This is a genomic window from Rhodococcus sp. P4_F3_2, from assembly GCF_056401335.1.
Map to the genome: position 1 here is coordinate 56,976 of NZ_JBFUJN010000019.1, position 14,515 is coordinate 71,490.

11 protein-coding genes are annotated in these 14,515 nt (G+C 63.9%); all 11 read right to left on the reverse strand.

From position 1 onward, the window contains the following. Positions 1–36: 36 nt before the first annotated feature. Positions 37–843, reverse strand: a complete 807-nt coding sequence (locus tag AC1DWA_RS20185; RefSeq protein ID WP_019748870.1) for a cell division protein FtsQ/DivIB — start codon at positions 841–843, stop codon at positions 37–39. Beyond that, positions 840–2,348, reverse strand: a complete 1,509-nt coding sequence (gene murC / locus AC1DWA_RS20190) for a UDP-N-acetylmuramate--L-alanine ligase (RefSeq protein WP_019748871.1) — start codon at positions 2,346–2,348, stop codon at positions 840–842. The genes AC1DWA_RS20185 and murC overlap by 4 nt, the downstream gene beginning before the upstream one ends. Then, on the reverse strand, positions 2,345–3,514 hold the full coding sequence (gene murG / locus AC1DWA_RS20195) for an undecaprenyldiphospho-muramoylpentapeptide beta-N-acetylglucosaminyltransferase (protein ID WP_315873791.1): 1,170 nt from the start codon (positions 3,512–3,514) through the stop codon (positions 2,345–2,347). Before murG ends, murC begins: the two co-directional genes overlap by 4 nt. Continuing rightward, on the reverse strand, positions 3,511–4,989 hold the full coding sequence (gene ftsW / locus AC1DWA_RS20200) for a putative lipid II flippase FtsW (RefSeq protein ID WP_019748873.1): 1,479 nt from the start codon (positions 4,987–4,989) through the stop codon (positions 3,511–3,513). The genes murG and ftsW overlap by 4 nt, the downstream gene beginning before the upstream one ends. Further along, positions 4,986–6,509 carry a UDP-N-acetylmuramoyl-L-alanine--D-glutamate ligase gene (gene murD / locus AC1DWA_RS20205; protein ID WP_477916942.1) on the reverse strand — a complete coding sequence of 508 codons (1,524 nt, stop codon included), beginning with the start codon at positions 6,507–6,509 and terminating at the stop codon, positions 4,986–4,988. The genes ftsW and murD overlap by 4 nt, the downstream gene beginning before the upstream one ends. Before the next feature lie 5 nt (positions 6,510–6,514). After that, entirely contained in the window at positions 6,515–7,597 is a 1,083-nt protein-coding gene (mraY, locus tag AC1DWA_RS20210; protein ID WP_003941699.1) for a phospho-N-acetylmuramoyl-pentapeptide-transferase, read from the reverse strand. Beyond that, on the reverse strand, positions 7,594–9,153 hold the full coding sequence (locus AC1DWA_RS20215; protein WP_477846915.1) for a UDP-N-acetylmuramoyl-tripeptide--D-alanyl-D-alanine ligase: 1,560 nt from the start codon (positions 9,151–9,153) through the stop codon (positions 7,594–7,596). Before AC1DWA_RS20215 ends, mraY begins: the two co-directional genes overlap by 4 nt. Beyond that, a complete protein-coding gene (locus tag AC1DWA_RS20220) occupies positions 9,150–10,784 on the reverse strand; it encodes a UDP-N-acetylmuramoyl-L-alanyl-D-glutamate--2,6-diaminopimelate ligase (protein WP_021344563.1) in 1,635 nt (544 codons plus the stop codon). Before AC1DWA_RS20220 ends, AC1DWA_RS20215 begins: the two co-directional genes overlap by 4 nt. A gap of 168 nt (positions 10,785–10,952) precedes the next feature. After that, the gene (locus tag AC1DWA_RS20225; RefSeq protein WP_020908076.1) at positions 10,953–12,827 is read right to left on the reverse strand and encodes a peptidoglycan D,D-transpeptidase FtsI family protein; all 1,875 of its coding nucleotides are present in this window, start codon (positions 12,825–12,827) and stop codon (positions 10,953–10,955) included. Continuing rightward, a complete protein-coding gene (ftsL, locus tag AC1DWA_RS20230) occupies positions 12,824–13,468 on the reverse strand; it encodes a cell division protein FtsL (RefSeq protein WP_477916944.1) in 645 nt (214 codons plus the stop codon). Before ftsL ends, AC1DWA_RS20225 begins: the two co-directional genes overlap by 4 nt. After that, positions 13,465–14,478 (reverse strand): 16S rRNA (cytosine(1402)-N(4))-methyltransferase RsmH, encoded by a 1,014-nt coding sequence (gene rsmH / locus AC1DWA_RS20235; protein WP_477916946.1) that lies wholly within the window; start codon positions 14,476–14,478, stop codon positions 13,465–13,467. Before rsmH ends, ftsL begins: the two co-directional genes overlap by 4 nt. Positions 14,479–14,515 lie beyond the last annotated feature (37 nt).

The window sequence follows — 14,515 nt, forward strand, 5'->3', positions numbered from 1 at the left end:
TATTTGCCACGCACCGGCGCACGGGTGCACCGTGCGCTATCGGACCGTCGGAAGATCAGGACTGGACACGTCGTACGTCTGCCCCGGTTGAGTCAAGAGAGGAAGCGTCACGGCAGCCTTACGATCCGAGTGCTCGACACCGCCCCAGTTTACGACGCGACCGTCGAGCAGAGTCAGCGTGACACTCGAAATCGACCGAGCGGCAACCTCTCCCACCTGAAATCTCAGATCCGGCGGCAACACCGACAACACCTCGAGCGCGGCAAGCGTCGGCTCGTCGTTCCATCCCGGCGTCGGTGTCACCAGACGCGGAACCCCCGGCGGCGGGACGCCCATCTCGAAGTCGACACCCTTCTCGTCCAGCAGGTGTGCCCCCTCGGGTGAGTCGACGAAGACAACCGGTACCCGTTCGGTCACGGTGACGCGAATGGTCGACGGATACATCCGCTGCACTCGGGCGGAGGCCACCTTCGGAATCGTCGCTACACGTGCGGCTGCCGCACCGGTGTCGACCCGCATCAACGGCTGACCGGTCGGTACTGCCAGAAGCGAAAGGATCTGTTCCTCACTGACCGTCGTCGCACCGAGAACTTCGGTGCCCCGGACCGAGAGCACCGGAGACAACCAGGCCGTCAGCGCAATTCCCACCACCAGCACGATTGCCAGCGGTGCCACGATCAGCGGTCGCTTGAACCACTTACGAGTCGGCGTGGGTTCGGGAGCCGGCTCCGTCGACCGCGTCGAGTATCGCGATTCGGTGCGAGTACTGCGCCGACGCGTACTGGTGGCTCGCCTGGCCTGAGGATCTCGACGCCCACGACGACTTCGTGCGTCGGGTGTCATCGCGGCGCGGGATGCGGCGCCGAACGCAAAGCATCGAGGATCTGTTTGCCGAGCATGGTCACGTCACCGGCGCCCATCGTGATGACGATGTCGCCGGGGTGAGCCAACGCCGCCACCTGCTTCGGTGCCTGCGACAGATCGGGTTGATAGTGAACAGGTTTGGTGACCGATTGAGCGACAAGCGCACCGCTGACTCCCGGCATCGGCTCTTCGCGAGCACCGTAGACATCGAGAACCACTACCTCGTCGGCCAAGTCCAGTGCCTGCGCGAACTCCACGGCAAATGCCGCTGTGCGCGAATAGAGGTGAGGTTGGAAGACCACGATCACACGTCCGGCTGCCGAATTGGTCGACGACGAATCATCTTCCGGTCGAACCAGATCCGCGGCCGCGCCGAGAACCGCACGAACTTCGGTCGGATGGTGGGCGTAGTCGTCGAACACCCGGACACCACGCTCGCGGCCGGTGAACTGGAAGCGGCGGTGGACGCCACCGAATCCGGCGAGCCCCTCGACGATCTCCTCGGTCTCGGCGCCCGCATCACGGGCGGCCAGCAGGGCGGCAAGTGCGTTGAGCGCCATGTGCCGACCAGGCACTGCCATCCGCACGGTTCGCGCGGCGCTCTCGCCGGCCAGTTGGAACTGCAGGACTCCCCCGACGTCGTGTGCATGGAAGCCCAGTAGTCGGACTCCGACCTCGACGCCGTCGACAGGTTCGAAGGCAGTGCCCGCTTCCACTTCCTGCGCATCCGCTGATCCGTAACCGAGCACACGGATGTCCGAACGACCCGAGGCCACGATTCGCTTCGCGAGATCCGCAGATCCTGGATCGTCGAGGCAAGCAATCAGAAGTCCACCCGGACGTAGCTTGTCGACAAAATCGTCGAACACCTTCACATACGCTTCGACGCTGCCGAAGTAGTCGAGGTGATCGGCCTCGATGTTGGTCACGACGATCACGTTGGGGTCGTACTGAAGCAGCGACCCGTCGCTCTCGTCGGCCTCGGCGACAAAGACGTCACCGCTGCCGTGATGGGCATTCGTGCCCGCCTCGTTGAGTTCGCCGCCAACGGCAAACGAGGGGTCGAAACCGCAGTGCTGCAGGGCGACCACGAGCATCGACGTCGTCGACGTCTTGCCGTGTGTACCCGAAACCAGGAACGTGCGATTGCCCTGCATGAGTGATGCAAGGACAGCCGGCCGAAGAATCACCGGGATTCCGCGGCGAGCGGCCTCGACGAGTTCCGGGTTGTCCTTCGGGATAGCTGCGTGCGTCGTGACGACGACGGTCGGTCCACCTGGCAGCAGGTCGAGAGCATCGGCGTCGTGGCCGATCCGGACCTGTGCCCCGCGTGCACGAAGCGCCAGGACTCCTCGGCTCTCCTTGGCGTCCGAACCCGAGACAAGGCCCCCGCGGGAAAGCAGAATTCGAGCGATGCCGGACATACCGGCACCGCCGATTCCGACCATGTGTACTCGCTCGAGGTGGGCGGGCAGCGCGGTCATCGGTTTCCCCTTGCATTTTCCTGGACGGCGTTTTCCTTTGCCGCGATGTCGAGCACGATCCGTGCGATCTCTGTTGCCGCCGTGCGGTGCCCGACATTGGCAGCGCCACTGCTCATCTTGTCGAGACGCGCGCTGTCGCTCAGCATCGGGACGACGGTGCCGGCGACGAACGTCGGCGTGAGCTCGTTGTCGGAGACGATGATCGCGCCGCCCGCTGAGACAACGGGTTTCGCGTTGAGTTCCTGTTCACCGTTGCCGTGCGGCAGCGGAACGTAAACGGCCGGTAGTCCGACCGCCGAGACCTCGGCGACCGTCATCGCGCCCGAACGACAGATCGTCGCGTCGGCTGCGGCATACGCGAGATCCATCCGCGAAAGATAAGGTACAGCCACATACGGTGCCGTCTCCGAGTACTGCGTGACCTCGAGGGAGTTCTTGGGTCCGTGTGCGTGAAGGACCGAGATCCCGGCCTTCGCCAGTTCTTCCGCTGCTCCGGACACCGCGTCGTTGAGCGACTTCGCGCCTTGCGATCCGCCGAAGACGAGCAGAACGGGACCGTCCTGAGGAAGTCCGAAGTACTCGCGAGCTTGCGAGCGGAGTCCCGCTCGATCGAAATTGGCGATCGACGCGCGAACCGGGATGCCGACGATCTCGGCGTCCTGATCGCCGCGGTTCTTCACTCCGGAACCCGGAACAGCGGCAAGCACCCGCGTCGCCAGACGAGCACCGATCTTGTTCGCGATACCGGCACTGGCGTTCGCCTCGTGGATGACGATCGGAATCTTGCGCCGGCGCCGAAGAACACCGCCACGTGCGGCAAGATACGCCGGAAGCGCGACGTAACCACCGAAACCGACGATCACGTCGGCGTCGACGGAATCGAGTACCTCACGGGTCTTGCGCACCGAGGCGAGGATGCGTGTCGGCAATTTCACCAGATCCATCGTGGGCTTACGAGGAAGCGGAACCGGCGGAATGAGCTCGAGTGTGTACCCGCGGGCAGGCACCAAGGTGGTTTCGAGACCACGTGCTGTCCCGAGTGCGGTGATCCTGGTGTCGGGCTGAGCGGCCTTGACCGCGTCCGCGACCGCAAGTGCGGGTTCGATGTGACCAGCCGTGCCTCCCCCTGCCACCACTACCGACAGAGCCGATTTGTTGCCGCTCACCTACGAATTCCTCGCTCTCGAACTTCTCGTGGATCTTGTGCCCTACGTGTCGGCGCCTGCCGACGCTGACCATTCTGCCCTCCCGCGGTGCGCTTCCGTGACCCAGCGGCCGCACCTCGGTTGGAATCCGAGGAAGGGCGAGCGCCTTGATCTGCCCGCTTGCGTCGATCGCCCGTCTCGATCGCGCGCCGGCCGTCGCGTCCGCGTGCCGGTTCGATCTGTCGTGCGGGCTTCGGTCGACGGATAGGCCGGCCCCCTGACGGCGGGTGGTACAGCACCGGCTTGGGCAGTCTGAGCAACTTCGAGATCTTGCCGTCCTGCCCGGAGTTCAGAGCGGCAACTGCTTCTGGCTCGTGGCGCGCTGCATTGGCGATGACCCCGAACATGAACAGCGTGATCGCCAAGGACGAACCACCGGCGGAGACCAAGGGCAACTGGAGTCCGGTCACCGGTAGCAGTCCGATGACGTAACCGATGTTGATCATCGCCTGGCCGACGATCCAGGTAGTTGCGGTGGCCGACAGGAGCCGCCAGAACGGATCGATGCTGCGGGCTGCGATCCGCAATCCCGTGTACACGAATACAGCGAACAAACCGATCACCACAGCGCAGCCGACAAATCCCAACTCTTCGCCGATGATCGCGAAGATGAAGTCGTTGTGAGCGTTCGGTAGGTAGTTCCATTTGGCGACGCTCTGCCCGAGTCCGCGACCGAAAACGCCGCCGTCAGCGAGCGAATACAAGGCCTGCTTGGCCTGATAGTTGTTGCCCTGCAGGTCATCGCTCTTGTTGAAGAAGGCCTGGACTCGGTCGGATCGATACCCGGCCGTCATGGCCAGGACAGCGGCGCCGACAACGCCTGTCAGCGCTATCGAGCCGAAGAGTTTCAGTGGAAGCCCACCGAACCACAGCAAGGCCCCGACGATGATTCCCAGTGCGATGGTCGTACTGAGGTTCGGCTGCGCGACGACCAAGGCGAAGACCAGCATCGCAGCGGGCACGAGCGGAATCAGGATCGACTTCACGGATCGGTCGTCCGGACGCCTCGAGGCCAACAGATGCGCGCCCCAGATCGCCAAGGCGACCTTCATGATTTCCGATGGTTGCACCGAGAATCCACCGACGTTGAACCAGCGACGCGCACCCTGCGCTTCGGTGCCGATTCCCGGAATCAGAACGAGTACCAGCATGATCAGCACGACGACGAACAGCGGAAACGAATACTGCCGGAGCACTCTCGCCGGGATTCGCAGCGCGACGTAGAAGAGCACCGCCCCGAGAATCGCGAAGATCAACTGCTGGGTGAACAACGAATATGCCGAGCCACCGGACACGTACTGCTCGACGCTCGACGCCGACAGAACCATCACGAGCCCCAAGACRGTCAACATCGTGGCAATCGTCACCACCAGGTGGAACGACGCCAACGGCCGCGCCAACCAGGCACCGATTCGGGTCTTGGGACCCTTGGTCATCGCAACTTCCCGGCTTGGCCAGGCGAATCCGTGAACGGATCGGGTAATGCGGCTACGGCGGCGGCGAAACTGTCACCACGGTGTCCGTAGCTGGCGAACATGTCCAAGGACGCGGCGGCCGGGGCAAGTACAACTGCATCACCGGGGGACGCCAACTCGGCAGCTTCGACGACCACTGCGGCCATGACGGCATCCGCGTCGGCACCCGACGGCAGCCGGATGGTGAGAGTCGAGTTGCTGCTGTTTTCGCTCACCGCTTCATCGTCCCCCGACAGCACGTGCACCACGGGAACATCGGGCGCGTGTCGCGCCAGCGCGTCCTCGATCACACCGGCGTCACGGCCGAGAAGAACGGCGCCGGACAGTCTCGGTCCCACTTCGCTCACCAACTGCTCGACGCTTGCGCCCTTGAGCAGACCGCCTGCAACCCAGACGACGCGGTCGTGCGCGAGTATCGACGGCCTGGCTGCGTGCGGATTGGTGGCCTTGGAATCGTCGATGTACACAACGGACCCGACACGACCGACCAGGGCCCCTCGGTGTGGGCCGACCTTGTGTGCGGCCAGACCGCGTTCGACGACGTCGGCCTCGAATCCGAGTGCCCGCGCCAAAGCGGCAGCGGCCAGCGCGTCCATGACGCCTGCCGGGCCGGCCGGATCTATGGAAGCTGCTTCGGCCAAGCGGACGTGATCGCCGAAAGCGTTGTCCACGAGGTGTCCCGCTTCGACACCCAGTTCTCCTTCGCCCGGTTCACCCAATCTGAACCCGGTGACAATGTCTGCAGTTGCGCGAGTTCCCAGTTCGGAAGCGATTGCGTCATCGAGGCCGACCACCGCGACCTTTCCACTCAGCGCCCGCGACTTTGCCTCGGCGTACGCGCTCATTCCGCCGTGCCAGTCGAGGTGATCCTCGGCGACATTGAGGACGACGCCGGCATCCGGACGCACCGCAGGCGCCCAGTGCAATTGGAAAGACGACAGTTCGACAGCGAGGTACTCCACGCGCGGCGACGTCTCGGCGAGTGCGTCGAGTATCGGAAGCCCGATGTTCCCGCAGGCTCGGCCGACAACTCCGGCGGCGTCGAGAATCGACGCCAGCATCGACGTCGTCGTGGTCTTGCCGTTCGTCCCCGTCACGACGAGCCACTTACGGGGACCGCCGAAGTGCCCGCTGTGGTCGACGCGCCACGAGAACTCGACGTCTCCCCAGATGGGAATCCCGTGACCGGCGGCCGCTGCAAGGATCGGTGCATCGGGCCGAAAGCCCGGACTGGTGACGACGAGCCCGTACTCGGTGATCGAATCCGGAGCATCCTCGATCGAGGTGGTGGTCACCATGTCCGCGCCGAGCTCGGCGCAGCGCTCCGCAAAGTCCAAGGTCGAATCGGCGACCGTCACGACAGCACCAAGAGCGACGAGAGGTTCGATGGTCGCTTGACCGGACACCCGCCCTCCGGCGACCAGCACTCGCGTACCGCGGAGCCAGGACAGGTCGTTCTCGGAATCCGCTGAGCTGGTCATGGTTTTCAGCCTCCGAGCGCTGCGAGGTATTCGCTGTAGAAGAGTGCCAATCCGATAGCCGAYGCAATAGCCGCCAGCAACCAGAATCTGATGATGACCGTGGTTTCAGCCCACCCGGCGAGTTCGAAGTGGTGATGGAACGGCGCCATTCGGAAGACCCGCCGTCGGCTGGACCGGAACACCGCTACCTGGATCACCACCGACGCGGCCTCCGCGACGAACAGTGCACCGATGACCACCATCAACAGTTCCGTGCTTGTGGTGATCGACAATCCGGCGAGCATGCCGCCGAGGGCAAGAGAACCGGTGTCGCCCATGAAGATCTTGGCGGGTGCGGCATTCCACCAGAGGAAACCGATGCACGCGCCGGCGCCTGCCGCGCAGAGCACCGCGAGATCGAGCGGGTCTCGGACGTCGTAGCAACCCTTACCGGGATTCGTCTCGCACGAGTAGCGGAACTGCCAGAACGTGATGATGACGTAGGCGCCGAGAACGAAACTCATCGCTCCGGCGGCCAGTCCATCGAGGCCGTCCGTCAGGTTGACGGCATTGGACCAGGCGCTGACCAGTAGGTAGCAAAAGGCGATGAAGACCACGGAACCGAGTGAGACGGTGGCGATGTCGCGGACGTACGACAGATGAACACTGCCCGGAGTCAGCCCGTCGTCACCGCGGAACTGCAGGGCCAAGATTCCGAAGGCAATGGCAGCGACGAACTGGCCGACCAGCTTCGCGGTCTTGTTCAGTCCCAGATTGCGCTGCTTGCGGATCTTGATGAAGTCGTCGAGGAAACCGACTCCACCGAGCGCGGTGGTCAGACCGAGAACGAGTAGGCCGGACGCCGATGGCCCCTCCGCGTTGTCCATTCCGAGACCGATGAGGTGTGAGCCGAGATAGCCGGCCCAGATTCCGGTCAGGATCGCGACGCCGCCCATCGTGGGAGTGCCTCGCTTGGCCTGGTGACTGGCTGGACCTTCGGTTCGGATCTCCTGCCCGAAACCTTGTTTCGAGAACGCCTTGATCAGGATCGGCGTGAGCATGATGGAGACCGCCAGCGCGATGCCTGCGGCGAGAAGAATCTGGATCACTGCGAATCCCCGCCGTTCTCGCCATCGGTGTTCGCGTCACCGGTGTTGTCGCTGGACGTTGCGGCCAGAATCGCTTCGGCGACCGTCCACAGTTCAACAGACTTGGATGCCTTCACCAGGACGAGATCGCCCGGTTCGAGTTCCGCTTCGAGAATGGCGATTGCCGCAGCTGCGTCTGGCACGACGACGGACTCGTCACCCCACGACCCCTCCATCACCGCACCTTGATGCATCGCACGCGAGGTGCGGCCCGTTCCGACGACGATCAACTTGCTGACATCTAGTCTGACGGCCAGGCGACCGATCGCGTCATGCTCGACGACCGATTCCGGCCCGAGTTCACCCATCTCACCGAGCACAGCCCAGCTACGGCGCCCGAAGTGCCGATCCGATCGCGCCATGGACACCAACGCTTTGAGCGCAGCGCGCATGGAATCGGGATTTGCGTTGTAACTGTCGTTGACGACGGTGACGCCGTCGGCGCGCTCGGTGACTTCCATCCGCCTCGCGGACGCTGCCTTCGTGCCCTCGAGGACACGCGCGATGTCTGCAACCGCGAGGCCGTTCTCGAGTGCGACGGCCGCAGCGGCAAGAGCGTTGCTCACGTGATGTTCGCCGTGAACGGCCAGGCGAATACGTGCATAACCCTGTGAACAGTTCAGCGTGAAGGAAGCCCGGGCCTGGTCGTCGACAACAACGTCGGTCGCCCGAACGTCGCAGTCTTCGGACTGACCGACGAATACGATCCGGGCCTTGGTTCGACTCGCCATTGCGGCGACCATGCGGTCGTCGGCGTTGAGGACCGCAACTCCACCGTCGGCTGCCGACGGGAGTGCTTCCACCAGTTCACCTTTGGCGACCGCGATCGCTTCACGCGAACCGAATTCACCGAGATGGGCGGTGCCGACATTGAGAACGACGCCGATCTTCGGCGGCGCGATCTTGGTCAGTTCGCCGACGTGACCGACCCCACGGGCCGACATCTCGAGGACCAGGAAGCGGGTCTTCTCGTCGGCGCGGAGCACAGTCCACGGCAAACCCAGTTCGTTGTTGAACGAGCCTGGTGGGGCGACCACCTCACCGCGCTCGCGAAGCAGCGCCGCAATCAGGTCCTTGGTCGAGGTCTTGCCTGCCGAACCAGTGACACCGACCAGCGTCAGCCCGCCCCCCGAAGCCGACCCCTCTGCTGCCAGTTCGTCGACCACGGCCCTGGCCAGGAGGCCGAGGGCATGCAAGACGGCAGCCCCGGATCCGTCTGTGTCATGTTCGAGCAACATCACAGCGCTCGGACCGTCGTTCGGTACCGACGGGACAACTATCGCCGGAACCCCGACCGGCCGCGCTGCTAGCACCGCCACCGCACCGGCGGCCACCGCCGCTTCCGCATGGTCGTGACCGTCGACGCGTGCGCCGGGGAGTGCGAGAAACAGTCCACCTGGACCAGCCTTGCGCGAATCGAATTCGACGGTTCCTGTCACCTGAGTCGACGGATCGTCGACGTCATGCAGGGTTCCTCCGACGATCTCGGCGATCCGAGAGAGCGTCATCGGGATCATTGCTTGCCTCCATGTGCTGTGTTGATCGCGAATCGGCCGATCATTTCGCCCAACACCTCGCGGTCGTCGAATGGGTGTTTGACCCCGTCGATTTCTTGACCCACTTCGTGGCCTTTGCCTGCCACCAGTACTACGTCGCCTGGCTGCGCCCACCGGACTGCTTGCTCGATCGCGAGCGCCCGGTCCCCCACTTCGCGAATCTCGCCGCGTTCGGATTCGGGAACGTCGATGGCGCCTTGCATAACCGAAGCGCGAATTTTCGCGGGATCCTCGGTGCGCGGGTTGTCGTCGGTGACGATCAGCAGGTCTGCGCCCCTCGCACCAGCTTCGCCCATGAGGGTGCGTTTGCCGGCGTCGCGGTCACCGCCCGCACCGACGACCACAGCCACTCGGCCGGGAACCTGATTGCGCAGGGTGGCGATCACGGCTTCGAGCGCTGCCGGTTTGTGGGCGTAGTCGACGACTGCCAGGAAGCTCTGCCCACGGTCGATCCGCTGGACCCGTCCGGGGACATCCACCGTTCCGAGTGCTCGAACAGCAGCGTCCGGATCGAGTCCGGCCGCGAAGCTGACAGTCAGTGCCAAGGCTGCGTTGGCCACGTTGTATCGACCGGGGAGGCGAAGCGAGACGGGCCACGATTGTCCGTCCGGTCCGACCAACTCGAAGGTCTGCGAGCCGTCCTCGGCAACCTGGACGGCGCCGACCTTCCACTCGGCCTCGGCCGTCGAGGTCGAGACCGTGGTCACCGCATCGCTCTCGTCGGTCGCGGCCAACTCAGCCATCCGTCGACCCCATACGTCGTCGACGCAGACGACGGCATGCTCGGCTCGCACCGTCGACTCGGGATCGAACAGTCGAGCCTTGGCCTGGAAGTACTCCTCGAAGTCCCGATGGAAATCCAGGTGGTCCTGCGAAAGATTGGTGAACGCGCCGATGTCGAAGCGGATGCCGTCGACGCGTCCGAGAGCCAGCGCGTGACTGGACACCTCCATGACGACGGTATCGATCCCCTGCTCTGCCATCACGGCGAAAAGAGCATGGAGTTGCGGAGCTTCCGGCGTGGTCAGAGCGCTGGGTACTCGGCGGCCGTCGATCCGAGTCTCGATGGTGCCAACCAGACCGGGCTTGCGGCCGGCTCCGGCAATCGCCGCTTCGAGCAAGTACGACGTCGTCGTCTTGCCGGATGTGCCGGTAATGCCGACGACCTGCATCTTCTCCGATGGCCGGCCGTAGATCTCCGCTGAGATCTCACCGAGCACATCCCGCGGGTTCGGATGAACGAGAACCGGGACGGACCGGTCGGGCGCCTTGCCGGCGGCCTCGATCAATTCGAGACCGGCCTCGTCGGTCAAGATCGCGGTCGCACCGCGCCCCAGAGCGTCGACGGCGAACTGAGCGCCGTGCGTCCTGGCACCGGGCAGAGCGGCGAAGAGGTCATCGGCCACGATTCCCTGCGCACGCAGGTCGACGCCCTTGACGACGACCTCCGACGACTGTGATCCCGGTTGCCCGACCCATTCGAGGCGAGCTCCGGACAGTTCGGAGAGCGCCGTGATCGCGGTAGCAACCGGTTGTGTCGGACGCGTCCCGGGAGCGCCGTCCGAGTTCGACGATTGCAAACGATTCGGCACTGTCACTCGACTCCTGGCAATTGTCGTTGTTCTATCGCGGTCGTTGTTCTGTGGCGGTCGCAGCGCAAGCAAAGTTCGGCGTACTGCGATGAATGAGGTTACTGCGACGTTTGAGATTACCGTGTCCGGGATTCACCCGAAGACCCTGTCGAAACCGACACACCGCAATCAGTCCGCCTGCAACACCAACTTGCGACCGGGGTCCGGCGACATCGGAACGCTGTCACGCTGCAGCATCCACGACGCGATGTTGTGGAACAACGGTGCTGCCGATTGACCGCCGCCGCCGTCCACACCGCGAACCGGTGCGTCGAGCATGATTCCGATCACGAATCGGGGGTTGTCCGCGGGCGCGATCCCCGCGAAGGTGATCCAGTAGTTGGAGTTGGAGTAGCACTTGCACGCGGGATCCACTTGCTGCGCGGTGCCGGTCTTTCCGCTGACCTGGTATCCCTCGACGCCCGCGGCAACACCRGTTCCTCGTTGGTTGCCGGTGTCTTCCTGAGTGACCGATCGGAACATGTCCCGAACCGTCGACGCTGTCTGGGCGCTGACCACCTCGACACCCTCGGGCTGCGGCGTCTCGGTCCGAGTGCCGGAAGAATCGACAGTCGACTTCACGATTCGCGGAGGAATTCGCACACCGTCGTTGGCAATGGCCTGGTACATCCCGGTCATCTGCAAGGTTGTCATCGAAAGACCCTGCCCGATCGGCAAGTTCGCGAAGGTTCCGCCGGACCACTGATCGCGACTCGGGACGCTGCCGGCGCTCTCGCCGGGAAGTCCGACGTCTGTGCGTTGTCCGAGGCCGAACCTGTTCAGCATGTCTGCGTAGCGATCCTCGCCCACTCGCTGAGCGAGCATCAAGGTGCCGACGTTCGAGGACTTTCCGAACACACCGGTAGAGGTATACGGGGCCACACCGTGATCCCACGCATCCTTGACTGTGGCACCGGACATCGTGATGCTGCCCGGGACTTGCAGAACTTCGTCCGGAGTTGTCTTACCGTCCTCGATGGCCGCTGCTGCGGTGACGATCTTGTTCACCGATCCGGGCTCGAACGGCGTGCTGACCGACGGATTGCCCATTTCGGCTGTCGGCGCGTTCTTGTCGATGCCGATCGCGGGGTTGAAGGTGCTGTCGTTGGACATGGCCAACACCTGTCCCGTCTTGGAGTCCATGACCACAACCGAAGCGTTCTTGGCGCCCGACTTGTCCTTGGCGATCTGGACCTGCTGCTGAACGTAGAACTGGAGGTCCGAATCGATGGTCAGCTCGACACCCGAACCGTTGACGGCCGGTTGCTTGTCACGCCAGCTACCAGGGATCACAGCGCCGTCGGAACCGCGGTCGTACGTTTCGGATCCATCGGTTCCGGCGAGCGTGGAGTCCATCGAATCTTCGAGGCCGAGCAAACCGTGCCCGTCCCAGCCGGTCGCGCCGACGAGATTCGCCGCCAGAGAGCCACCGGGGTACTCGCGGATGTCCTGTCGCTCGAGGCCGACCTCCCGGAACTTGTCCGAGATCTCGGCAGCAACCGCCGGATCCACGCTGCGAGCGAGGTACGTGAAAGTCTCGTTGCTGTTCATCTTCTGAAGCAGATCTTTTTCCGGAACGGTATCGCCGAGCTTGGCGTGGATTCCGGCGGCGATCTCGGCGAGGCGATCGCTGACTTCCGGCGCCTGCTTGTCACCCTCGGCGCCCTGCTCGATGCTCTTCGCGCGCGCTTCCTCGAGTTCCTTGCGTACTCGCACCGGCTGGAAAGTCAGCGCCTTGGCTTCCATGGTGAACGCGAGGGGGTTTCCGTTGCGATCGGTTATCGAGCCGCGTACGGCCGGATCGACCTGCGTCGTGGTTCGTTGATTCGCAGATTCCGCAGCCAGGCTCGGCGCATCGATTCCCTGAATCCACAAGAGCTGCAATGCCGCAACGGCGAGCGCACCACACATGGTGATACGACCGACTCGCTGACGAAACGGAAATGAGGCAGTGGCCGAGCGGCGCGGACGCCGACCGGGGTTGTTACGGGAGTTCTGACTCACCGACGTTCCTCAGGCGGAGCAGGCACCGCCGTCGTGGTGGCGGGTGCTGTCGTCGTGGGGATCACAGGAACCAATTGTTCACTCTGCGCGAGGTTTCGCGTGTTATTCGGAACGCTCGGCGTGGCTCCAGGAACAACCGGCGTTGTGGTGCGCGGCGGTGTCGCGGTCGGTGCGGGCACCGATGTGGGCGCATCGAGCGGCGGCATCGCGCCGGCAGTCGGGGGAGTCGGCGTTCCGACGACCTCGACCGAACCATCCGGATGAACTACCAGACGTGCAGGGTCCTTGGCGGGGACCATGCCGAGAGCGCTTGCCTGATTTGCCAACTCCGGAGCCGAGTTACGCGACTGGAAGTCACGTTCGAGCGCTGCTTTCTGCTCGACCAAAGACTGGTTGTATGCACGTGCATCACTGAGTTGGTACGAATCCTCGGCAGCGCGAGTGGTCAGCAGCAGAGTCACCGCGAGACCGATGGACAGAAGTCCGATAACGGAGGCCACGAACGGTACCCGCCCCTTGAGCATCGCCCGAGGAGAGATCGACGGGCCGGCAGCAGCGGCAGTTCCGGTCCGGCCTGCCGCCCGTGCGGTGCGCTTGTCGTATGCGCGTTGCGCTGCACCGGATTTGCCCTGACGACTCATGCCCGCCTCCTGGAAATGCGTTCTGCGGCACGCAAACGCACCGGAGCTGATCGTGGGTTCTCTTCGATTTCCTGCTCAGACGCACGTTCTGCGCCACGGGTGAGAATGCGGAACTCCGGCCCCATACCCGGCAACTCGACCGGTAGACCTTCGGGACTGGAGGACTTCGAGCGGGGAACCAACTCCGCCTTCACAACTCGATCCTCGAGCGACTGGTAGGACATGAACACCACTCGCCCACCGACTGCCAGTGCATCGAGCCCGGCAGGAACGGCCGCGCGAAGCGAATCCAACTCGGCATTGACTTCGATCCGCAGCGCTTGGAAGGTGCGCTTGGCCGGGTGTCCACCCGTACGCCGCGTGGCCGCCGGGATTGTTCGGTACAGCAACTCGACCAGAGCTGCACTGGTGGTGAATGGTTCACGCTCACGCTGCCGAAGGATCTCGGACGCAATCTTTCCGGCGAACCGCTCTTCGCCGTACGTGCTCAGAATGCGAGCAAGGTCGCCGTGACTGTAGGTGTTCAGGACCTCTGCCGCGGTCAGCCCGACCGTCTGATCCATCCGCATGTCGAGAGGGGCGTCGATCGAGTACGCAAAACCTCGGTCGGCTTCGTCCAACTGCATCGACGACACACCCAGATCGAAGAGGATCGCGTGAACCGACTCCGTCGACGACAGACCTGCCTGTTCGAGCGCGTCTTCGATCCCGTCATACGTGGTGTGCACGAACGTGGTTCGGTCCGCGAATGGCGCCAGACGCTCGGAAGCGATGCGGAGTGCGTTGGTGTCGCGATCGAGACCGATGAGGTGAAGGCCCGGGTACTTGCCGAGGAAGAATTCGGAGTGGCCTCCGAGCCCCAACGTCGCATCGATCATGTATGCGCCTTCGCCACCGTCACCGACGGCGGTGATGGCAGGGCCGAGAAGATCGTCGGCACGATGCAGAAGTACGGGGACGTGCGCGAAGCCATCGGCATCCGAGGGTTCGTTCACCTCGTGATCCACCATGATTGCTCCGGCTCCTACTTTCATGATTTCCGATGAC